Source organism: Dulcicalothrix desertica PCC 7102 (genome assembly GCF_003991905.1).
In the GTDB taxonomy this organism is placed as follows: domain Bacteria; phylum Cyanobacteriota; class Cyanobacteriia; order Cyanobacteriales; family Nostocaceae; genus Dulcicalothrix; species Dulcicalothrix desertica.
The window spans coordinates 1,053-22,244 of the sequence record NZ_RSCL01000055.1 but is presented as its reverse complement, the minus strand read 5'-3'; the positions used below and the strand labels follow the sequence as shown (position 1 = coordinate 22,244).

The window sequence follows — 21,192 nt, the reverse complement described above, 5'->3', positions numbered from 1 at the left end:
CTACGGTTCGTTAACAATTAATCCAAATTTATGATTTTGGATTATGTTTCTCTTGGAATCTTTGATAAAGCTGATAATTTCTGTAAGTGGTAAACATTGGTTCTGCATCGCCATAACTATAGATACGGCGCCTGTGTGACAACGAACGCTTCTATTCTTCCATTGTCCATCAACTTTTTCTTCCCAAGAAAAGCCCCAATACCAGTGCTTAATATTATCGGGGTCGCGAGTGCCTGTTACTCTTGGATAAAAAACTTCTGCTCCGCTTGAAAGTGTTTTTTTGTCAACAAATTTATACAAGCATCCTTTACGCTGTCGTGTAGGTGCAAAAACTCGAAGAGTAGTATAAAAAGCCTCTTGTTCCTCTGGAGTATCTAACTCTATCTTTTGTACTGATTCAATTTGTTGTTGGTCATTCCATAGATATTGTTCTTCAGTAAGTTGGTCTTTACTCGCTTTGTCACGATTGGGTTTCTCGCTGTTAAGATAATGCGAGTTAGATAGAGTTACAGTGTTGTCTGTTTCAATGTCTCCTGTTGGGATTATATTTTTAGCTTCCTCCAAAGCTTTTAAAGCTTCTCGTAGCGAATCAGTTTGTTGGTGAATCGCGGTATGGATACTACGGTTGAGAGCTTGTGAACTTTTTATATAAGCCTCAACTACAGGTGATAAATCTATAGCTTTGGAAGACTTAACAGGCTTTTGGTTGATAGTTAACCAGGCTTCAACCCAATCTAAAACCAACAATCCAAATTCAGAGTTGATCCACATTGCTGCTTGAACAGCCAGTTTGTGATGTATCCAGGTTTCATCATTGTTAGAGGTGCCTTTTTCCACAACAACTAAAGTAGGATAAGTTGATGTAATGCTTGTATTGACTGGGTTAGATGAATTTACCGGATTCGGCTTAATGTTTAAACGACAGGCTAAAGCAGTAACTAATTCAAAGGTTGAATTAAGCGCTAACCAGTTTGAAATATCCTCATTGAAGGCGCCGCACATTGCAGTAGCATTAAAGTAACCGTCCTCGCAGCGTTGAGGAATCTCGAAGTTATTGACTTTGTGAACTATGATATCCATGTGCGTTAGTAACGTAACGTACTGCCCCTAGGGTTTCGACTGGTACCAACAGTCTCCCGTGAGGGGCTTTATTATTTTAAAACATTACTACTAATTAAATCAACTGTTTTTGTATTAATTTACTCCTTCAATATATTAATTTTTAGTATTACTAATTTAGTGTGCAAAGGTTGGCAGTAATTAAATTATCAGGAATCTTATTTTTTCTTTTTGTTCTTATCTTTCTTGTCACCTTTACATTTACTCTTCTTGATAAAGCTGATTATTTCATCGACTGTACAGTAATTATTTTGCATCCCTATTATTAAAGAGACGGCGCCAATAGGAACATAAAGGCTGCGATTTCTCCACTCACTGTCTACTTTTTCTTCCCAATAGTAAGCCCATCGCCAGTGTTTAACATTATCAGGGTCACGGGCGCCTATTACTCGTGGATAGGATGCTTTTATGCCATTCTTCAAAGTTTTTTCTTCTATCCCCTTACATAGAGAACCTTTGCGATGCCTACCTGACTTGTAAGTTTCATTTAAAAATCTTTCAGTGTCTAACAAGACATCTAACTCGTTAACTTGTGCGGCTTGGTGCTTATACTCTTCATCAACTAGTACATTTGTCTGATCTTGTAGTAATTCAACCGATGCATCATTCTGTAAGGTTTCCCCCAGGTATTTATCATCACTATTTACCAGTACAAAAGATTCACTGCGCGCCGAATCAACCGATGTATTGTTCTGTATAGTTTCCCCTAGGTATTTATTTTCACTATTCACTAGTACAAAAGATTCATTTTGTGTCGAACTAACCGATGCATCATTCTGCATAGTTTCTCCTAGGAATTGCTGCACCCCTAATACATTTGATTCGTGGTCTGATTTTTTCGATTCTTCTAGTACATTAGTTTGTGAGCTTTGGCACCTGAGTTCATCTTGTTGCCATTGCTTCCAGGCAGCTTCATATTCTGCAGGTGTCATGAAGTCATCTGGATCAGGCACCTCATAACTGTCATCAAATAATACTGATAACTGTCCGTTTGAATCTACACTACGTGGTGGTTCTTTGCCGAAATACCTAGAATCCCATCTATCACTATCGCTGAGTAAATTACTGCGAGAAAGATGTTGATTATTAGTAGTACTATTTGCTACCTCTGGAGCGTTGATATTTTTCCTGGGGGAAACATTGTGTGTATCAGTATCAGTAGAGTTAGTAGTAGTATCTGCTACCGATGAAGTGTTGATATTTTTCCTGGGGGAAAGATGTTCATCAATATTAGTAGGGTTAGTACTATGGATTTCTGGAAATGCGGCGCCAGTATCCCAAGCAGAATCGTAAGAATGATTATTAGTCTGGTAAGAGTAGGCGCCTGTGTTAAATAATGATTCTGATTGAGTAATAGATTTTTTACGCTTCGGCATCTTGCACCCCCTGTACAGATTCGTATTTATTACTACGTTCTAAGTCGTGTTTGTACTGTGCGTGTGATTCCTCTGCAATAGTACGCGCACGCTTTCTTAAACTCTTACGCATAGCAAGCTGTGCAAGAGTTTCATCAATTAATTGCTTATTTTTTTGGAATCCTTCAAACTGTAGTCTTGTTGTTTCTTCCCAATTTCTACGTTCTATTCGGTCTAATTTTTGACAATCTATTTTAGTTAACTGTTTATCAGTGTTGCCCTTAAGGTGTAACCATCTAGAACCAAGATTGCAATTTTGACAAACTGGATTGGCGTGTATGTTTGGGTCATAGCCCCTGATTTTACGTTTGGCAAGGTGATACTGTACCCAACCTGTATCGTGACAACAGAAACAATTCCAAGTTGGCATCTTGAATATCTCTTCGCCTTGGGGCTTTGGAAGACTTTCACGCCGAACGGTTACAGGTAGTACTTGCTCGAATTCTTCATCATCAATCATTTGCTACATCCTCACTCGATTAAATTAGCTTTTTCTGCCCATTCAAAAAATTCTTTACGTTCGGAGTCTACGTCGCCGTCTTCGTCACACATGAAAGTTACGGCGCCGAGTTGGTTTATTTCGTTCAACCACTCCACGCGAGACGGGTGATTCTCCCACTTGTTGGTTTGGGTAGTCGAAGGTTTATTACATGAAAGCAACCATTTATCTCTAACTTCCTCCCAATTTTTGGCAATCCACTTTTTAGGAAGCTGTGGAGGTTTAGGAAGATCACTGGCCATCTTCAAACCAAACTCTAAAAAACTCTCTCTTTCCTCGACAGAGAGAGAGTCTTCAAAGTCTTTATAAGTCTTATTATTCTTAGGCGCCTGAGTTTCTTTTACAGCAGGGGTTTCCGGCGCCGATTTTAATCCTGACGTGACACTTTTCATCTGGGAATTACTGGCGTCATCTCCAGATGGTTGCTGTAATCCTGGGATGTCGGCGTCATCCTCAGATGAAACATGTGTGTCAGATTGACAAGTGTCACAATTTAAGTTGCTTAATATACCTTTGTGGTGTAGACGCATTGTGTACTCTACATCTTCAATCACTAAATAATCTTTTTCACCAAGAACCCGAATTGCTTCATACACAGCATTACGAGAAATTTTTAAGGAATTAGCTATCTGGGAAGCTCGAATATTTATACCGTTACCGTAAGGGTCAAGAGTTCGGATGTATAACAGCACACTAGCTTGAGATTTGGTAAGTTCAGTAAAGATTTTTATTACCTCTTCATTTTGTAGTGGGTAAAATTTGCCCTGTATTTTGTCACTCATAGCTACGCCTCTTCAAAAGTTACTGTAATGTCAAATTCCTTGCAGGTAGCTTGAGCTGTGGCTAGCTTGGATAAATCAAGGCGCCCAAATAAATGAATGCGTTTATTGTGTTCTGGGAAAAACGAAGAATAAGCTAGAAGCTTGCCCAGAGCTTCTTTCCAGTCGTTTATCTCCTTAATCTCAATAATTTCTGTAGTTGTAAGTAGATCAATGCGACCTACAGCAGTGACAACTTCCACGGCGCCGCCTAACTCTTCTTTCATACGGTCGCGTATTGTCATCTCAATGTTGTTTTTTGAGGTCAAATAATTTTTGTACCAATCAGGTAGTAATCCTTTGGACGCTAATACTTCGATTGCAGAGTTTACAGCCCTTTTAGTTATTTTCAGTTCCTCAGCAATTTTTGAAGCTTTTATTCTGGCGCCGTTTCCGTATGAGTCAGCAAGCTTTATGTACATCAGTACGCCAATTTGAGATTTTGTCAGTTCGATGTACCATTTTTTCCATTCATCAAACTGTATTGAGTAGAAGTTACCCTGTGTGTTTTCCACGGCGCCTATACTCCTTCACCTGTAAGCGTGACGAATGATACAGTAGGCACAGCAAAATATACGTCTTTAGACGCTTTGAATGTTTTTTGAATTGTCATAAGCTAGTTATTCGATCAATGAATGCCTTGGTGGGGAGCTACCCATCGGGGCTATTTTGTTTGTTACGAACGGATGTGGTTAATCAGTATTGAAAAACCACGGTTACACTGATTGACTCAATGTAGTCAGAAATACAATTAGAATTAAATTTTTCATTTGTCTTTGTTCGTCTTTTTCGAGTACAAACAGATTCAGAAGTTAGGCGCCTGTTTGTAAAGTAACGCGAACTAAATTTCGCTTGAGTTTTTACGGTGTTTTGAGTCATAATAATGCCCACAAGGTATTAGTCCCCAACAGGTGAAGTTAGGGTTGTTTTTTGGCAGTGACTAGAATTGGTTACTGTTATGTTTTCTATGGCTAACAGCGAATTAGTTGCTAGGATATAGGAAGCGCGCACATTATGAGCGCGTTTGCTTCTAATCAGCGATTGAACTATATTAGACGATAACACTAAAGTGTAACTAAAGGTAATAGCGAAAAAATGCAACAAATTATTACAGAGAACATGGAATTGCATCAGAAGCTATTTGATGAGATGATGACTCGCTTCAACATCTCAGGGAAAGAGCTAGCTATGGCGATTGGAATATCCGAAGGAATGCTTTCACGTTTCCGCCGTGGTAAAGCTGATATAGGCACTTCCAAGTTTTTATCAATACTAGGCGCCGTACCAGAGGAAGCAAAAAACTGGTATTTATCACGATTACTTGGTGGCACCAAACCAAAAACAACCAACTTCCGTACTTGGATCGAATCGGCGCCAATCGAGGAAAAAGCCGAAGCATTGCGCGTTCTTGCTGAAGTTGTTGCCAAAACATATGCTGGTAATAAAGAAGAAAGTTTTGTAGACCTGCCAGTTGCAGTATAGGCGCCCGTCTTTATAGTGCTGGTTGATAACATTTGCTTATCCATCAGGTTTTTCCAGTAAAGGGGAAGATAAATTACCTTATAAGATAATTTTACGCAAAAATATTGCTTTTAGGGTCAATTGTATATTAAGATTTACCTATGCAACTGAGAGATGCATTATTTACGGCAATAGATAAATATCAACTGACCGCCAAAGAACTGAGTGAAAAAGCTGGTGTTAGCCAAGCTCAGATATCTCGGTTCCGTAAGGGCGAAGATTTAGCTTTTTCCACTTTTCAACGATTGGTAGATGGTTTGCCGCGTGATGCAAAAAATCATTTCTGTACCTTACTAATAGTTGGTGAAATGGACAATCAGGAACTAGGAGAGATGATTATGGTCGCCGTAGCTCAGTTGCAGAGCCGTGCTATGGAGTCACACAATAATGGATTGGACAAAAATAAACCCTCTGGAACTACCGTCCCTGCTGCTTGAAAAAAAGCAAGATTTTCCAATGCGTCCCGTAATTTATTTTTGTATTAAAGGAGACACTGTACTTTACATAGGTCAATCTCAGAATTTGTATTACAGATGGCGAGGTCATCATCGGTACTGTCAGTTAGTGAAAGAAAAAAACGTAGCAGTTCATTGGCTTGAGTGCGTCGATGGTCATAAACGTATAAAAATGGAAAAGATTTTTATTAAACGTTACAAACCACCCCTCAATGTAAGCCCTATTTATCTAAAAGTAGTTTTGAAAACTGGAAATAAAGTTTGTAGAGAAAGGCAAGTATTTCATAACAATCAGAATAGACATAGTGTAAATAAACATCAACAATTATTTGCTCAGATGTTGATACGTTTTGACATCTCAGCAAGAGATTTAGCTGCAGCTTCTAATATTTCAGAAGTAATGCTCTCGCGCTTTCGTTGTGGAAAAGCGGATTTGGGCACAGCCAAATTTTTGGCATTAATTGCGGTTATCCCCGAACCAGCTAAAAATTGGTATTTATCGGAGTTACATGGTACCAAGTCCACAACTAGTTTACGTTTGACATTTGAATCGGCGCCAGTTGAGGAACAAGCAGATGTACTAAGGTTAGTTGCTGATATGTTAGTCAGCAATAATCACAAAAGTACAAGTGATTGCTTTATCACCGAATCAGGAACTGAAGTAAGTTAAACGAAGAAGGATTTTCAACTATTAAGAATTTGCGGCATTCATAACGGTAGTATAGTGTGTTACAAAGCACTATATTACTGTATTGTATTGGCGCCACTCGTTATGAACAAGCAGAAGCGTTAGTCTTGCTTCAAAGTTTGCGCTTCCGCATCGTAAAAACACGAGGAAAGGTAAACTTACATGCCTACAGTAAAAAATGTAGTGCAGCTAATATCTTGAAGTTAATAAGATAGCAGTAGTACTTAGATACGATAAATACGAATTATATTTTGTTTTTAATTAATTGCAGCTTGAAGAGGGTAGCGTGGCGTATCTCAATTCCGACCATAGTACCTGTATTTTTCAAGGCGCCATTTGACTCCAAGATATTTCTCTCTGTCATAATCGCGCAGTTTGATAAGTTTGAGAATGGTTATGATTACATTTTTAGCACGCATTTGATACGAAATAAATTGCTATCTAAGTAAGCTATTATGCGTACTTTTCATGCGCGCTTAGTAGTAATTTAACACTACGTTTAAATAATAATATAAAACCTCTTTACATAAACTTCAGTAGAAATACGGAAATTTATTTATTATTTTTTAATAAATAGAATTTTGGCGTAAATAAAATAATACTGCTGTAATTTAATAAAAACTTAAGTTTTCTAGGTGTTCAAAAGACTTTTTGCCTGTTTTCCAACAATTTTTCAATCTCACTTTCTTTAAGAAACTTGTGAAATTACCTATGCATGATAATTGCAGTTTGCGTACATACTTAACAATTGTTTAAGTATTAAGTTGTAATAATGTATTCGATAGAATAAAACCTATGTGAAAGTGTTTTGTAAACTATTGTAAATACAATACCCACTGTATATGGTAATGATGGTAGCTGTACATGGAAATTACTATAGTACATCTGTTTGTATTTATGTACGGCGCCACTCTAGAGGATTGTTCCAAAAGGGTTGTAACTAGGGATTGCGTCTGTTGTAAATAGTCTTGTATCTGTAGTAAAGCGCTTTGTCAGTTGACTGAAAATATAGGTAAATATGGGCAAACCTTACGTTAATTGATTTCTCGCCAGTTTCTCTATATAGTCACTTAAACTTTTACAGTCTGCTGAAGCTGCCTGCTCTTGTAGAAGCCTCTTTGCTGTTGGTGTCAAAGCTAAGTTAACCCTGACTTTAACCTCGTCGTAATCTTGACCTTCTCCACGTAAACGTTTTTTACCCATTTTCAATATATTAGTTATTGCGTAATTTCTAGATATGTATTATGATGTTGTTAATGGTTAATAAGGTTGCAAAAATGAGCTTACCAAAGAAACCACGCTTGTACGCAGCACAATTGAAGAAAGATGCCGAGAAAGCCAAAAGACTGTTAATTCTGTCTGGTTACTACGTTGACTGCTGGTTTGTCACTAAACTTGAGTCTGTTCTGAGGATAGAGACGACAGTTATTAATCCAGTAATTGAATGTAGTGATAGAGATACAATCGACGCTCTAATCAACACGCTTTATACAGTTCGTGCGGATACCTACAACGTACTTGGAAGCGCGCAGTTCTGGAATGGTTCCTGGTTTGGAACTCAGAACATCGTTGCTGCTCATAGTGGCAAGCCTGAAACACGTCTTGTGAACGGCAAACCATTACCCTCCAAGATATTCGAGTGGACAGTCCAGGACACAGCAAAGAATATATTGGCAAGTCAGGAAGCAAGCAAAGTAGAAATAATAAAACGTATTTATAAACGAATTCCATTACATGTAGGCGCCGACTTAACAAAACAACAAGTAGCTCTTAATAAAGAATTAACCAAACAGCGTCAAGCTGCAATTGATGCATTAAAGTCATTTGAGACTATCAAAACTATCCCGTGGTTACTTACTTGTTTTGACACAAATCTTACTGCTCGTTGGCAAGTGCCCAGATTTAAGTAGGTTTAGTGAACCCGCTCTAACACAGGCTGCTCTGTAACCTCTCTGTCAAGGTTGGAGGTTTTTAACATATATAGAACAGTATTCGATTGGTTCCATTGAGACTTTTCTCAGTAACGTCAATCAAATTCTGTATGTTACTCACCATAATAAATACCCATTGATTATGGTATTGAGTCCTGTATTGTATCAGATTGTTAAGACGCTGATTTTAAAGGCGCGTAGCTTTTTAGTACATATGTTTAGATTATTGGCGCCGGGTGTGATTAATTTAAGCAGTGGAATAGTAAACCCTTGGGCGTGCGAGTTACACCTATAAATTTTCCAAAAAATAGAGTAGTAACATTTTTGTTGTGTCCAAAGTGCAAGAAGGATAGTAAATTATAGTTGTTGTATAGGAGCGTGCGTTATGAGTGATGAGTTAAGACTACAGCAGCAGCATGAATTTTTGAGTTTCTTCGAGTATGTTCTAAAAGACCAAGTACTGTTCGGGAAGTTTATGGATGTACTTGATAACTCTGAAGAGATGATTTATTTAGCTGCAGAATATGGGTTTCCCCTGGAGCGTGCAGCAATTAAACCAGGTGTTGCACGAGTGTTAGACATATTAAAACAAGAGTAGCGGTGCCTATCTGTTAATCAAGTAAGAACCGAACACCACATGTATAAAATGTTATTTATGCGAATAACTTTATCTTGGGATACGCGCGCGAATTAATAATATTAGTGATTCGGCGCCGGAACTAGAATAAGCAATTCCAAGTTGATATTCCAAGTTGATATAAAGCGCATTAAATTTTGTATAAAAAGAAAAATAATTAATACGAGAATGAGAATAAATATGTGAGCGTGGAAGGAGTGTGAGTGTGGTGAAACTTCAAGCTTTGTCATTGATTGCAATCTCTACTATTATATTAACTACGGGTAAAACAGCGACTGCTACAACGTTTAATCCTTCTCCTTTATTCACGGATGTTACAAGCTATACAACTACGTCAGGTGTTACAGATATTTATTTCCCTAACCCCTCTGATTTAAAAACTGGTAATTACTCGTTTCCTATCGCGCTACTATTGCAAGGCGCCAACGTCAATAAATCAAATTACTCAAATTACGCTAGTACAGTAGCTCGGTATGGATTTGTAGTAGTTGTGCCCAACAACGAACGCGAACTGGCGCCAGTTGGAGAAGGACTTTTTGCCGAAACTTCTCAAATAAATGCTATTTTGGCACAAATGCGAGCAGAAACTTCTAACCCGAATTCGCCAGTTGTGGGTATTGTTAATACTGAAAAACTTGGATTACTTGGTCATTCCTTTGGGGGAAGTGTAGGACTATCAGCAATTGCGAATGTTTGTTTGCCTCGTTTCTGTTCAACACAAGCAAGTTTACCAATTGAAGTAAAAGCAGGCGCCTTTTATGCAACAGGTTTAGCGCGCACTCCAAACGTTTTACCCGTAGAGTACATTCCAATCAATAATTCGATACCTGTTGCCTTATTGAGAGGAACACTTGATGGTATCATTCCTCCGTTTGTAACGGATGGTACTTACAACAATATACAGAATCCACCAAAAGCATTGATAAGTTTAACAGGCGCCAATCATTATGGCATTACAAATACAAATAACCCATCTGGACCATTTCCTGATAGAAATACTCCTACAATTCCCCAAGATGTAGCAATTGAAACTCTAGCTCGTTGGAGTGGGCTGTTTTTACGTGCGAGCATTCTTAATGATAAAGAAGCTTTTAAGTATGTGTATTTTACAGGTGATGTCGCAGACCCAAATGTTACAGTAATTAGTGAGCGTGTACCAGAATCGGCGCCTACTATTGGGCTTTTTGGAATAGGTTTTGCTGGAATTATAATTAACTACGCACGAAAAAGAGTAAGAAATGGGCGTTAAATACAGGCTTCAACTTGGAGATGGCGCCTCTATATAGTAGAAATGTTTAATATAAAAATGGCGCCTATCAAATAGCAGAAGTCGAGGTTTTCCGGTGAGTGTTACCCGTTCGACTCTTTGTACATAGCACGCGGCTCTTTCGAGTGGTTGTCCTTCTCGATCCTACTTAGGCTAATTTTAAAAATCAACCTTTTCGTACTAAAGAAATGCTCTTGCAATCCCTACTTGGTTTACGTGCTGGGAGTATGAAGTTGGCAATCGCTCTGGTTGTTTCCCTCATATATAAATACTAATACCATTTTTATATGAAGATGCGCTTTATTACTCTTACTCCCCCCTTATTAAGCTATCCATTACCCGGATCTTTCTCAACATTCATGAGAGTGTTCACTCACATCCCTCTAACCCTTATGGCGCCGTTTTTTATTCTCAATAAAAACCGTTTTTTAGCGATAAGATGAAAGCGAAATTGTCAAGTATGTTTGACACCTCAGTCTTCAAGACGCTTTTATAATAAGGGTTTTAAGATTGTTAAGAAAGATGTGACTAATGCATAGCCTTATTAAGGGGGGCTGGGGGGGATTTAATTATTTGCAGCTTCACATTAAATTGGTATAACATATTTTCTATCAGTTAGAAATAACTTTTTTTGATTTTTTTGATTTTTTAAGCGATTTATTTCAGTAATAATTATAATTGAAATGTTTGGTATAAAAGGTTTTAGGAGGCGTGAGTATCAACAATGGTCTATATTAAAATGAATGTATATAGAGTAAGCATTTGAGGGTGTTGTGTGGAGAAAGCACGCCAATTAGATATATTTTCAGACAACGGCATTGAACAGGGTCAACCTCGGCAACTTGAACTCCCTCTCGAACAGTCGGCGCCTCCACCTTCACCAGGCGCCCAATTAGAATTATTCCCCGATAAAAAATTCCGTGCGCGTCGTTCCAAAGAGTTGGTAATGGATGTTGACGCATTACAGCGCTGGAAAAATCAGATATTAGAGTATCAGCAACAAACGCGCGTTACTCCCCCAACTGAACAAACAGCACTATTTGACCTGGCGCCATCCCATTGTGAAAGAGAACGCATTGACCCATTGCAGCTGCAAATGCAGTCAATGGCTTTTTACAGGATGCCAGCGGATTATCCAGGAGAAGCTTGTTTATATTTTGTAATTGACTCGGCGCCGGGACTAATCCTCTACGTTGGTGAAACTTGCCGCAGTAACAAGCGCTGGAAGGGTGTACATGATTGTAAAGAGTACATCGCTAGTTACCAGGATTTACATTACAAGTACAAATTGAAAACTGCTGTGAATATTGCTTTTTGGTGGGAAACTCCACAACGACGGGAATGGCGCCAGGAATTAGAACAATATTTAATACTTAAGTGGAAGGCGCCGTTTAATAAGGAAAACTGGGCACGGTGGGGGCAACCATTCGGCAAGATAGTTTAAAAGTACTTTGTAGTATTTTTGTATAAATATAATAAAGTTGGAAATGGCACCGTGTGAAAAATAACCATTAAATAGCTGTAAGCCTTGTCAGTTATCCATTTATAAGATTGGCGCCCGTTTGATAGCTGCATAAGTTAATTTATCCCATACCTAATTAAACGATAGAAGAAGCGAAAAGCATCTTAAGAGTAAAAATTAACTTTGTATTTATTAAGGAATATCATCATGTCAACCGAAAATAGAAAGCAGTTACAAGACGAAAACTATTTAGCTACACTTGGAAGAGGTGAAGTTAATAATGAATTAATTGGAAAAAAGGAGTTAACAGAGGCTATTGAGCCTAAACTTGATAGTGAATATGTACAGGAAGTTGAGCAAGAAAATCTAGAGCCATCTATTAAGCCAGAGGGATGTGTATGGGTAAAACCTTGTCCAGGAACTAATAACTCTGGTTGCTTAATATGCAGCTAATTAATTAACCATACATGAATTCAGAAATTTAGGACTTACGCAGTTCAAGCCAGAAACTAGGTTTCTTCGTGTAAGTCCTAAGTCCTGAGTCTTGAGTTTAAATATACAGTTGTATTAAATTACTTTAATCTCTACATGTTTCACATGTCGAATTGTGGTACTTTTATAAAAGCATATCTGTATCATGTCATGTATGAGTAGTATATTAGTGTGTAGATTGAGAAGTCACATTTTTCAACTGCTAAGTTATTGTAGTCAAGCTGCAATAATTTTAATCGGAAACTTTAGTAGTGCCCAAATCACACCAGATACTAGTTTACCTTATAATTCAAGCGTAGAGACTATTAATAATAGTAAAGTCATAAATGGAGGAACTCAAGCAGGAAGTAATTTATTTCATAGCTTTGAAGAATTCTCCATACCTTTAGGGGTAAATGCCTATTTTAACAACAAGTTAGATATTCAAAATATTATTACTCGGGTAACGGGTTCTAAAATTTCTAATATAGATGGTATAATTAGCGCAAACGGCGCCGCTAATTTGTTTTTTATTAATCCGAACGGAATCCTGATTGGTAATCATGCCGAATTAAATATTGGCGGGTCATTTATAGCAAGCACAGCAAGCAGCCTTAACTTTGCAGATGGTAATCAGTTTAGTGCTACTTCTTCCAATCCTCAACAATTACTAACAGTAAACTTACCCATTGGTTTACAATTTGGAACAACTGCAAATCCAATCCACTTGGCATCTCAAGCAAGTCCAGATAATGCAACTAACAGTTTAGGTTTTCCGGTTGGTCTACAAGTCCCTCATGGCAAAACTTTGGCACTTATTGGTGGCGATATAATGTTGAGTGGTGGCAACTTAACAGCAGTATCCGGACAAATTGAATTGTTAAGTGTAGGGAGTGATAGTAAGGTAAGTTTACAACCGACACCGTTAGGTTGGGTTTTTGGGACGGCATATGTTGAGAATTTCCAAGACATTAAACTTATGTCGCGAAGTGGAATTCGATCAGTTGTAGATGCTAGTGGCTCTGGTAGCGGTAATATCAATGTGCAGGGTAAGCGTGTGCTACTTACAGGCGCTTCAACTGTCAGGAACATAACACAAGGCTCGTTTGCAGGAGGAAATGTAACTGTTCAGGCAACAGAGTCTGTGGAATTAATTGGTCACAAAACCTCTTTGTCCACCGGAACAGAGAGCGCGCTTAAGGCTGGTGATTTAACTATAACAGCGAAGAACTTGGTTATCAAAGATGGAGCGCAAGTAGTATCTTATAGTGATGGTTCAGGGTCGGGAGGACGATTAACTGTAAATGCCGACAATTCTGTGGAAATAATCAATGGACATTCTTTTATATTTCCAGGTAAAAATATTAATGTTTTTGCACCCAGCGCAGTTTTGAGTATAGCTTTTAGTATTGGGAATGCTGGTGAAATAAAAGTCAATACAGGTCGGTTGTATATTCAAGATGGAGCAAGAATATCAACAGAATCTCAGGGACAGTACTCGCCAGCAAACAATCAATTTATACCAGCTACAGGGCAAGGAGGAAATTTGATTGTAAACGCCAGAGATTCTATAGAAGTGGCTGGAGTTGGTAAAAATATTTCCGAAGTCAGTGGTTTATTCACTTTAACTAAAGGTTCTGGAAATGCTGGAAATTTGAAGCTTAACACAGGGCAATTAATTGTACGTGATGGAGGTATAGTTAATGTTAGCAGTCAAGTTGATAAAAATTTTATTTACTCTTCAAATGATATAAATAATTTAGGCTCATCAGGAAGCCTTGAAGTAAGCTCAAACGAAATTATTTTAGATAACCAAGGAAAACTGATTGCTGAAACTGACTCAGGTAAAGGTGGTAATATAGCTTTACAGGCGTGGGATTTATTACTGATGCGTAGAGGTAGTCAAATATCAACATCAGCAGGTAAGGCACAAGCAATTGGAGATGGCGGTAATATTACAATTAATATCCCTACTGGTTTTATTGTGGCGCCACTTCGAGAGAACAATGATATTACTGCGAATGCGTTTAGCGGTAGTGGTGGCAAAGTTCAAATTAACGCGATTAGTCTTTTTGGTACGGCGCCGCTTAGTCAAGAAGATTTAGCTAGACAATTAGGAGTTAACAATACAAACTCAAGTTTGCTTGACCCAAGTCGGCTACCAACAAGCGATATCACGGCTATTTCCCAGCAGAATCCAACATTGAACGGCGCCGTTAATATTAATACTCTAGACGATAGCACTAACCGCATACCGATTAATTTACCAAGGAAGCTAGTTAACCAAAGAATTGCCCAAAGTTGTCCAAAAGCGGTAGCAAGAGGTGAAAGTCAATTTGTTGTTACTGGACGTGGTGGAATACCTACTAGTCCACAAGACTTAATTAGAAGTAATACTATAATTGAACCAAATTGGGTTTCTATTAAAAGAAGTAATAGTAGAAACGAGCAAGATTTTACACTTCATAGCGTGCGCTCTATAAACGTAAATTCAAAGCAAAGTTATTCGGAGAAGATTGTTGAAGCACAAAGTTGGATGCGTTCTCATAATGGTGATGTGTACTTAGTTGAATCGGCGCCAAATTCGGCAACTAATACTCTGAGGCATTCTGGAGAATGCAGTTAAGCGCGCTCTTTGATAGACTACTTGAGGATGAGGAAGTTAATAAACCAATACTTTTAAGCACCGTTTCCGACGAGTCCAAAAGAAATATGGTGTTGCATAAAAGACGTGCCCATATCCGTAAACAACTTATGGTAAGGAGACAGGCGCCTACTCTGTACCGAATTTACGAGGTAGCTGATTACAATAATCGGCGCCGCCTATCATAAGATGCATGTTTAATTACAAAAATTAAACCCATTGACGTAAGCAGCAAATAACTAAACCTGCTATTATCATAAACGTATGTAAAAAATATATCTTTAAACATACTTAGAAGAATAATGCAAGTAGTTTCCAATACTAAAGAGGTTTCGTTAGATGGATTTAAAGAATTTGTCAGTGGACGCTGAGTCATTAGAATCAATAGCTCAGATTATCGAAAACTCAGACTTAGTATTCTGGGTATGTACCCCAGATGTAAATCAATATTTTTATATTAGTCCTGGCTATGAAAGAGTTTGGGGCAAGACTCGTGCGTCGCTCATGGAAAATCCCCACTCCTTTTTAGAATCGGTTCATGCTGATGATTTAGAACGTGTTACTTCCTCTACGGTTGGTGATACTGCATATGACATCGATGTAGAATATCGTATTATCCGTCCAGACGGTGAAGTTAGGTGGGTGCGTGACCGAACCTTCCCAGTTAAGGATAAAGATGGCAATATTTACCGCATGGTAGGTATTGCAGAAGATATAACCGCTCGTAAACAAGCATAGAGTCATATAAAGCAAAAACGATAGGGATATAGATAATACGAATAATTACAACCGCAGTATAAAACCTAAGATAATCAATAAGGATTATCAGAGGTTTTTACTGTGGATTTGACTAGCATACAAGTTTTGATGCAAACACCACTTGGCCAAGTTGTTGAAAAAACAAACCAGGTATTTTGGATATGTTCTGCGGATTTTAGCAAAGTTCTGTATGTAAGTCCAAACTACGAAAAAATATGGGGTCATAGTAATGCTCGACTGTACAATAATCCGAAAGCATTTTTAGAACCTATACATCCCGACGATCGCGCGCGAGTAAATACCTCCGTTCACCAATTAGTAAATAGACAAGATTTTGATGAAGAATATCGAATAATCCTTCCAGATAAAACTGTGCGTTGGATACATGGTCGTGGTTATCTTATACTCGATAATAACGGAAATGTTGAGTGTATGGCAGGAATTGCAGAAGATATAACAGACCGTAAAGCGGCTGAAGAAGCATTGCGTGAAAGCGAGGAAAAATTTCAGCAATTTGCCAATCATGTTGATATAGTATTTTGGCTTTGTAACAGTAATGTTAGTGAGTACTACTACATGAGTCCATACTATGAAAAACTTTGGTGTAGAACTCGTGAGTCCCTTTATCAAGAACCACATTCGTTTCTAAAATCAGTACATCCCGATGATCTCGAACGTATAACTTCTATAGCAGTTGGTGATAATGCCTTCGATATAAATGAAGAATATAGGATTATTCGTCCAGATGGGTCAATACGGTGGGTAAGAGACCGTACTTTTCCAATTACAGACAAAAATGGCAATATCTATCGCATGGTAGGTGTTGCCGAAGATATTACAGACAGTAAACAAGCTCAAGAAGAAATATGTAAGGCATTGCAACGAGAGCGAGAATTAAGCGATGCCAAATCCCATTTTATTGCAACAACATCCCATGAAATTCGCACTCCACTTGCAATAATCCAGTCATCTTTTGATATATTGCAGAACTACCTAGAAAATCTAACGGCTGAGAAGAAGCAAAGGCATTTTCAAAAAATAGAATCTTCTGTTAAACGTATTGCAGCTATAGTCCAAGATACATTACTAATTGCTGAAGGACAGGCTGGAACATTACAGTATGAACCAAGGGAGACAGATGTGGTTAAATTATGCCAAGAAATTATCGCAGCAATTTATGAGGTTAATGCTAATGCTAACAGAATTGAATTTAAAGTGTCGAGCGATGCATCAATTATTAAGCTCGACCCCAAACTGCTCAACCAAATTTTAAATAATTTGTTGGGGAACGCGATTAAATACTCACCTCAAAATAGTACTATCACCTTTGAATTAAATTTATCTTCAGACAGTGTGAGTTTCCGTATTAGTGATAAAGGTATCGGCATTGATATTAGTGACCTACCTCATATTTTTAATTCATTTTATCGCGCAAGCAATGCAAGTAATTACCCAGGCACAGGGTTAGGGCTTGCGATTGTTAAACAGTGTGTGGATTTACACAATGGCCAAATATCAGTTGAGAGTGCTGTTAATAAAGGTACAACATTCATTGTCAAGATACCTAAATAGAAAATGTTCTACCCCGCAGGCGCCCTTTAAAACATAAATTTAGTATAAATGTTTTTCTAAAAAAGACTTAGAACGCTCTTGAGAAAGAGTTGCGTATTCCTCATGGTAATTTTTACCATCGGCACGTGCGAACGCATGGTCAACATTTGGATAAGTATAAATAGTGACAAATTGATTATTTTTTAATTCGTCTTTGACTTTTTCTTGAGCAAGTTTTGGAACTAAATAATCTTCCTCAGCAATATGAAGCATCAGCGGCGCCTTCATATTGCCTGCTTCGTCTAAATAATCTTCAATACCCACACCGTAGTAACCAACGTTACAATCAGCGTTACCTCGTGATGCCATTAAATTTTGTGGTAGAAAAAGACAACAGTTTTGGTAGTTAGAGGAGTCTTGGAGGTACGTTTGGATTAAGGAGACAACGATAGATAAATATATCGAGGCGCCGCAACAGTACCGAATTTATGAAGTTGCTGATTAATACTAATATACTAATTAGTAACGCGCGCGCGGTGGGAATAATATATAGTCCGAGCATTTACCCAGATTTTGGAGCGCGCTATGCCAGTTAAAATAAATAACCCTTTAATGCAATATCACCCAATTCGTTTTTATGAAGTGAGAAAAGATTTTATTGCACAACCGATAAATATTTTATTATCAGGTTTAAAGGGTAATGTTAATCATGTATTTTCAATTTCAGATGAGATAAACAAAGAAGCTTGTTTATCATACATGAATGCTTATATCAGGCAGATTTTATTGTCAGTATCGCCACAGCCATATCCCAGACACGTAAGAAAAATTTATAGAAGTAATCAAAATTATTATTTAAATCAAGACGAATTGGGAGTAGAATGGACAACTGAATTATTAAATTTAATGAATGACAATGAATATAGAGCTTTTCAGCAATATGCTTCTTTAACTAATTATGGTAGTAATATTTTTGATTTTTCGTGTATATTACTAGATTTATTTGCAGAAACTGATATAGGAAACGTATTGCTAAAAGATATTTGCTTGCCATTTCAGACAATATACTTACATTTTGGGAAACAGGAGAATAAAAAGATTAATGGCAGCATGAACTCAATAATTCAAACACTGAAACGTGTAGAAACATCTACGTCTACAGAAGATATTCACTTTTTATTAGACGGCGCCTATATTACCCAGTGTCCTAAAAGTGGTACTTTAAGAGTTACTTTAACTAGCGTCAAAAATAAACATAGTAAATATTGCAATAATTGCATTGATTGCTCTGAAGAGGTATTAGCTTTTATACTACCAGCGAATAATTTAAATACAACTGTAAGTGAAGCAGTTTCTTGGCAACGTGAAATATTATTAAAATCAAATCAAACCGAATTACACCAAACAATTGTAAACAAAATAGTCGATGAAATAGTCAACAATTTAAACCTAGTTATAAACTGTGCCTTATACCTCCAATCTTACCCTGATGATATCGAAGAAGATTACACGGAGTCGGCGCCGCGAAACTTAGTACAGCAAACCAAACGGGCGCCGGGTGCTGAAAAAGCTGCTCAAAAGAAGCTAAATCAACTAGGTTATAGAAAAATTAAGTTCTGTGGGAGAAAGAGACAGCAGTTTTGGCAACTGGAGGATGAGGATGTTTCTGAGCGAGTACTGGTAGGCGCAGCTTCAGGGGAACCAAAAAGAAACATGGCGCCGCATAAACGACGTGCCCATATTCGTAAACAACGCTACGGTAAGGAGTTACAGTCTTGGAAGTACGTATGGATTAAGGAGACGACTATACATAAAGAGAAGTATGAGCCAGGAAAGGCGCTACAACAGTACCGAATTTATGAAGTCGCTGATTAATAAATGAATATTACAGTTGAGAGCTTGACAGTACTTTAACAACGTATCTCTTTCTAACCTCTCCGGCATGATTCTCATATTTTTATGCCTGCTTATGGTGACAGTCAGGCATCCCGGTGAGTAATGCAAGCTCTTTATAATCAATTTCTTTGTCAGCCATTAGTACGGCAAGGCGCCACTTTATCCGCATGTGATTTATTCTCGCGCGCAGTAATTTATACGTCGAAGTGCAACTGTAATTTATAGTGCTTTCAGATTATTGAAGGCGCCTGCTCGTATTTATGGTACTAAAATCTGGTAAAAACTATTAATATCTATTAATACTACTTAAAATATAGACCATGTATGGAATCTGCATTCACTTAGTACCATGTAACAAATATCACAATCATCATATTAATATAAAGAAAATTAAGTTTATCAATCTAATTACTAAAATATCTGTATAGAGGCGCCTACTCTGTACAGAATTTATGAGGTTGCTGATTAAATTCAGTAGAGACAACTTTAGGCGCCTAAAAAGTTAAGTTCTTAAGTATGGAAGATAAATAAGAGTTTAAATTATTACTTTTCTACTGATAAAGTGGGAGTACGTTTTTTGAATCCATTCTTTAACCCTGTGATAGAAACCAAAACACCACCGAGAGCTAATAATACAGGCGCCGTCTTGGGTTCAGGTACTGTAACGGATTGCGGTGGATTTTTGAATGCTTCAAATAATGTCGTCGCTGTGGCTGCTGATAATCCTTCAATTTCTGCAACAACAAGCGCGCGTTCACTATCAGTTTTGGCATCCCTTAATTTCTCATAATTACGGAATGCTAACTCGCGCCATAGAGCAACAACTTGGAAGCGTTGTAAATCATCTTCAGTACCAGGTACATCTGCATCATCAATGGTTGGGTCATATAAGAGCGCAAGTTCTTCTAATATGTTGACGTTTAAAAGAACTTGATTAAATAGGTTATGGTCAGAGTAACTAATTGGAGTTCCTTTTTGGTTAAGTTCGTACAAGACAAACGGTAGGTCGCGTAAAATATGCGCGCTCGTCCCAAGTGCTAAATTTCCACCTCCAGATACCGTCTGGTTTTTTGCTGCATCAAAAGCTATCTTCCAAGCAGGAGGAACATCGGAACTACCAGAATGATAATCGTCATAAGCTCGAAAATAATAGTCTGCGAATAATGCGTCTTCTTTAATTATTGAAGTCGGATTGTCAAAACCAACTGAGGGAAATAAATTTTTGAGAGTTTCGGTAGTTCTGAGATAACTGAGAGCAAAAATTCCATCTCGGTCGCGTTGTGCTTCTAATGGCTGATACCTTTGTTCCATTTCTTGAATAACCAGGTCTAAACACTCTGGTCTTCCTTCAGTACAAACTGGGATAGAAGCTAGTCCTGCAGCAAAAGCTGAACTTTGCATTGAAAATAATACCGCAATGCTTCCCAACACGAGATTTTTCATACTGGCTTTTTATGCTATTTTTCACCAGTTTAAGTGAAATTACCGAATTATAGGAAGTTACAACCATGAAAATTAGGTGAATAATTGATTGAATTTGGAATCAACGAAGTTTCTACACGCGCATTGTCAAAGGGCGTAATAGTTGTAGCGCCTGACTTTAATATTGTTCTTTAATCAATACAAAAGCACTATACTTATATGTGAGTCCGGCGTATAGTTTTGACACGTATTAGATAGATGGTGCCCGACAGAAACATCTATATATATAGGCGCCTGTTTTTAATCAATACAATTTGTATGTGAGAAGGCGCGTATAGTTTCTACACGTATTAAATACAAGGCGCTTTTTTCAAGCATCTATATATATAGGTGCCCAAACACCATAGTTATATAAGTAACACTGATATATTAGATAACTAATGATAATCACTAGTTTGTTAAAATGTTAAGCAATGTAAACTATATTAAAAACAAGCAAGCAAATCGCTTGTATATACATATTCATTTTCACCGCAATCATAAAATCATGACCGCAACTTTACAACGTCGCGAATCAGCGAACGTATGGGAACAGTTCTGTCGTTGGATCGCTAGTACCGAAAACCGCCTTTACATT

General features: G+C 37.7%; 23 protein-coding genes. 14 read left to right on the top strand and 9 right to left on the bottom strand.

Annotated features, from left to right (window positions below; translation table 11 throughout):
• The 5 genes from DSM106972_RS48725 to DSM106972_RS48705 all read right to left on the bottom strand — a co-directional run bounded on the left by DSM106972_RS48725 (position 1) and on the right by DSM106972_RS48705 (position 4,366).
• Positions 1–1,080 carry a KilA-N domain-containing protein gene (locus tag DSM106972_RS48725; protein ID WP_127087465.1) on the bottom strand — a complete coding sequence of 360 codons (1,080 nt, stop codon included), beginning with the start codon at positions 1,078–1,080 and terminating at the stop codon, positions 1–3.
• A gap of 197 nt (positions 1,081–1,277) precedes the next feature.
• Positions 1,278–2,495: a hypothetical protein gene (locus DSM106972_RS48720; protein WP_127087464.1), complete on the bottom strand. Its 1,218-nt coding sequence runs from the start codon at positions 2,493–2,495 to the stop codon at positions 1,278–1,280.
• Positions 2,482–2,994 carry a hypothetical protein gene (locus DSM106972_RS48715; RefSeq protein ID WP_127087463.1) on the bottom strand — a complete coding sequence of 171 codons (513 nt, stop codon included), beginning with the start codon at positions 2,992–2,994 and terminating at the stop codon, positions 2,482–2,484. The genes DSM106972_RS48720 and DSM106972_RS48715 overlap by 14 nt, the downstream gene beginning before the upstream one ends.
• 11 nt (positions 2,995–3,005) lie before the next feature.
• Complete coding sequence (locus tag DSM106972_RS48710; protein WP_127087462.1) at positions 3,006–3,815, bottom strand: helix-turn-helix domain-containing protein; 810 nt, start codon at positions 3,813–3,815, stop codon at positions 3,006–3,008.
• Between the two features lie 2 nt (positions 3,816–3,817).
• Positions 3,818–4,366 (bottom strand): MarR family transcriptional regulator, encoded by a 549-nt coding sequence (locus tag DSM106972_RS48705; RefSeq protein ID WP_127087461.1) that lies wholly within the window; start codon positions 4,364–4,366, stop codon positions 3,818–3,820.
• Positions 4,367–4,946: 580 nt separating this feature from the next.
• Between DSM106972_RS48705 and DSM106972_RS48700 the strand changes: the two genes are divergently transcribed.
• From DSM106972_RS48700 to DSM106972_RS51995, 4 genes are all read left to right on the top strand, one after another.
• Positions 4,947–5,333, top strand: a complete 387-nt coding sequence (locus DSM106972_RS48700) for a helix-turn-helix domain-containing protein (RefSeq protein WP_186538312.1) — start codon at positions 4,947–4,949, stop codon at positions 5,331–5,333.
• Between the two features lie 140 nt (positions 5,334–5,473).
• A complete protein-coding gene (locus DSM106972_RS48695; protein WP_127087460.1) occupies positions 5,474–5,809 on the top strand; it encodes a helix-turn-helix domain-containing protein in 336 nt (111 codons plus the stop codon).
• Complete coding sequence (locus DSM106972_RS48690) at positions 5,760–6,497, top strand: GIY-YIG nuclease family protein (protein WP_127087459.1); 738 nt, start codon at positions 5,760–5,762, stop codon at positions 6,495–6,497. The genes DSM106972_RS48695 and DSM106972_RS48690 overlap by 50 nt, the downstream gene beginning before the upstream one ends.
• Before the next feature lie 56 nt (positions 6,498–6,553).
• Positions 6,554–6,730 (top strand): hypothetical protein, encoded by a 177-nt coding sequence (locus tag DSM106972_RS51995; RefSeq protein ID WP_158633023.1) that lies wholly within the window; start codon positions 6,554–6,556, stop codon positions 6,728–6,730.
• An 814-nt stretch (positions 6,731–7,544) separates the two neighbouring features.
• Here the strand turns inward: DSM106972_RS51995 and DSM106972_RS51990 are convergent.
• The gene (locus DSM106972_RS51990; RefSeq protein ID WP_158633022.1) at positions 7,545–7,718 is read right to left on the bottom strand and encodes a hypothetical protein; all 174 of its coding nucleotides are present in this window, start codon (positions 7,716–7,718) and stop codon (positions 7,545–7,547) included.
• A gap of 74 nt (positions 7,719–7,792) precedes the next feature.
• Here DSM106972_RS51990 and DSM106972_RS48685 point away from each other — a divergent pair, with 74 nt between their 5' ends.
• The 9 genes from DSM106972_RS48685 (at position 7,793) to DSM106972_RS48645 (ending at position 17,258) form a co-directional block, all read left to right on the top strand.
• Positions 7,793–8,425 (top strand): hypothetical protein, encoded by a 633-nt coding sequence (locus tag DSM106972_RS48685; RefSeq protein WP_127087458.1) that lies wholly within the window; start codon positions 7,793–7,795, stop codon positions 8,423–8,425.
• Between the two features lie 406 nt (positions 8,426–8,831).
• Entirely contained in the window at positions 8,832–9,044 is a 213-nt protein-coding gene (locus DSM106972_RS48680) for a hypothetical protein (protein WP_127087457.1), read from the top strand.
• A gap of 244 nt (positions 9,045–9,288) precedes the next feature.
• Positions 9,289–10,332 (top strand): alpha/beta hydrolase family protein, encoded by a 1,044-nt coding sequence (locus DSM106972_RS48675; RefSeq protein WP_233786948.1) that lies wholly within the window; start codon positions 9,289–9,291, stop codon positions 10,330–10,332.
• A gap of 793 nt (positions 10,333–11,125) precedes the next feature.
• Positions 11,126–11,794, top strand: a complete 669-nt coding sequence (locus DSM106972_RS48670; protein ID WP_233786949.1) for a GIY-YIG nuclease family protein — start codon at positions 11,126–11,128, stop codon at positions 11,792–11,794.
• Positions 11,795–12,019: 225 nt separating this feature from the next.
• Positions 12,020–12,265, top strand: coding sequence for a hypothetical protein (locus DSM106972_RS48665; protein WP_127087455.1), 246 nt, complete (start codon positions 12,020–12,022; stop codon positions 12,263–12,265).
• A gap of 217 nt (positions 12,266–12,482) precedes the next feature.
• Positions 12,483–14,909, top strand: a complete 2,427-nt coding sequence (locus tag DSM106972_RS48660; protein WP_411675402.1) for a two-partner secretion domain-containing protein — start codon at positions 12,483–12,485, stop codon at positions 14,907–14,909.
• The gene (locus tag DSM106972_RS48655) at positions 14,900–15,115 is read left to right on the top strand and encodes a hypothetical protein (RefSeq protein ID WP_127087453.1); all 216 of its coding nucleotides are present in this window, start codon (positions 14,900–14,902) and stop codon (positions 15,113–15,115) included. Before DSM106972_RS48660 ends, DSM106972_RS48655 begins: the two co-directional genes overlap by 10 nt.
• A gap of 151 nt (positions 15,116–15,266) precedes the next feature.
• On the top strand, positions 15,267–15,665 hold the full coding sequence (locus DSM106972_RS48650; protein ID WP_127087452.1) for a PAS domain-containing protein: 399 nt from the start codon (positions 15,267–15,269) through the stop codon (positions 15,663–15,665).
• A 102-nt stretch (positions 15,666–15,767) separates the two neighbouring features.
• Positions 15,768–17,258, top strand: coding sequence for a PAS domain-containing sensor histidine kinase (locus DSM106972_RS48645; protein ID WP_233786950.1), 1,491 nt, complete (start codon positions 15,768–15,770; stop codon positions 17,256–17,258).
• Between the two features lie 39 nt (positions 17,259–17,297).
• Here DSM106972_RS48645 and DSM106972_RS48640 read toward each other — a convergent pair whose 3' ends face one another.
• On the bottom strand, positions 17,298–17,606 hold the full coding sequence (locus DSM106972_RS48640; protein ID WP_127087451.1) for a dienelactone hydrolase family protein: 309 nt from the start codon (positions 17,604–17,606) through the stop codon (positions 17,298–17,300).
• A gap of 216 nt (positions 17,607–17,822) precedes the next feature.
• Between DSM106972_RS48640 and DSM106972_RS48635 the strand changes: the two genes are divergently transcribed.
• Positions 17,823–19,112, top strand: a complete 1,290-nt coding sequence (locus DSM106972_RS48635) for an AcrVA2 family anti-CRISPR protein (RefSeq protein ID WP_127087450.1) — start codon at positions 17,823–17,825, stop codon at positions 19,110–19,112.
• Here the strand turns inward: DSM106972_RS48635 and DSM106972_RS54590 are convergent.
• On the bottom strand, positions 19,077–19,181 hold the full coding sequence (locus tag DSM106972_RS54590) for a hypothetical protein (RefSeq protein WP_233786965.1): 105 nt from the start codon (positions 19,179–19,181) through the stop codon (positions 19,077–19,079). The genes DSM106972_RS48635 and DSM106972_RS54590 overlap by 36 nt on opposite strands.
• Before the next feature lie 495 nt (positions 19,182–19,676).
• On the bottom strand, positions 19,677–20,576 hold the full coding sequence (locus DSM106972_RS48625) for a DUF5995 family protein (RefSeq protein WP_127087449.1): 900 nt from the start codon (positions 20,574–20,576) through the stop codon (positions 19,677–19,679).
• Positions 20,577–21,192: the final 616 nt, after the last annotated feature.

Coding starts and splice junctions, on each gene's coding strand:
- DSM106972_RS48725 (WP_127087465.1), bottom strand. CDS start 1,080: ATGGATATCATAGTTCACAAAGTCAATAACTTCGAGATTCCTCAACGC.
- DSM106972_RS48720 (WP_127087464.1), bottom strand. CDS start 2,495: ATGCCGAAGCGTAAAAAATCTATTACTCAATCAGAATCATTATTTAAC.
- DSM106972_RS48715 (WP_127087463.1), bottom strand. CDS start 2,994: ATGATTGATGATGAAGAATTCGAGCAAGTACTACCTGTAACCGTTCGG.
- DSM106972_RS48710 (WP_127087462.1), bottom strand. CDS start 3,815: ATGAGTGACAAAATACAGGGCAAATTTTACCCACTACAAAATGAAGAG.
- DSM106972_RS48700 (WP_186538312.1), top strand. CDS start 4,947: ATGCAACAAATTATTACAGAGAACATGGAATTGCATCAGAAGCTATTT.
- DSM106972_RS48695 (WP_127087460.1), top strand. CDS start 5,474: ATGCAACTGAGAGATGCATTATTTACGGCAATAGATAAATATCAACTG.
- DSM106972_RS48690 (WP_127087459.1), top strand. CDS start 5,760: ATGGATTGGACAAAAATAAACCCTCTGGAACTACCGTCCCTGCTGCTT.
- DSM106972_RS51990 (WP_158633022.1), bottom strand. CDS start 7,718: ATGGGTAAAAAACGTTTACGTGGAGAAGGTCAAGATTACGACGAGGTT.
- DSM106972_RS48685 (WP_127087458.1), top strand. CDS start 7,793: ATGAGCTTACCAAAGAAACCACGCTTGTACGCAGCACAATTGAAGAAA.
- DSM106972_RS48680 (WP_127087457.1), top strand. CDS start 8,832: ATGAGTGATGAGTTAAGACTACAGCAGCAGCATGAATTTTTGAGTTTC.
- DSM106972_RS48665 (WP_127087455.1), top strand. CDS start 12,020: ATGTCAACCGAAAATAGAAAGCAGTTACAAGACGAAAACTATTTAGCT.
- DSM106972_RS48655 (WP_127087453.1), top strand. CDS start 14,900: ATGCAGTTAAGCGCGCTCTTTGATAGACTACTTGAGGATGAGGAAGTT.
- DSM106972_RS48650 (WP_127087452.1), top strand. CDS start 15,267: ATGGATTTAAAGAATTTGTCAGTGGACGCTGAGTCATTAGAATCAATA.
- DSM106972_RS48640 (WP_127087451.1), bottom strand. CDS start 17,606: ATGGCATCACGAGGTAACGCTGATTGTAACGTTGGTTACTACGGTGTG.
- DSM106972_RS48635 (WP_127087450.1), top strand. CDS start 17,823: ATGCCAGTTAAAATAAATAACCCTTTAATGCAATATCACCCAATTCGT.
- DSM106972_RS54590 (WP_233786965.1), bottom strand. CDS start 19,181: ATGCCGGAGAGGTTAGAAAGAGATACGTTGTTAAAGTACTGTCAAGCT.
- DSM106972_RS48625 (WP_127087449.1), bottom strand. CDS start 20,576: ATGAAAAATCTCGTGTTGGGAAGCATTGCGGTATTATTTTCAATGCAA.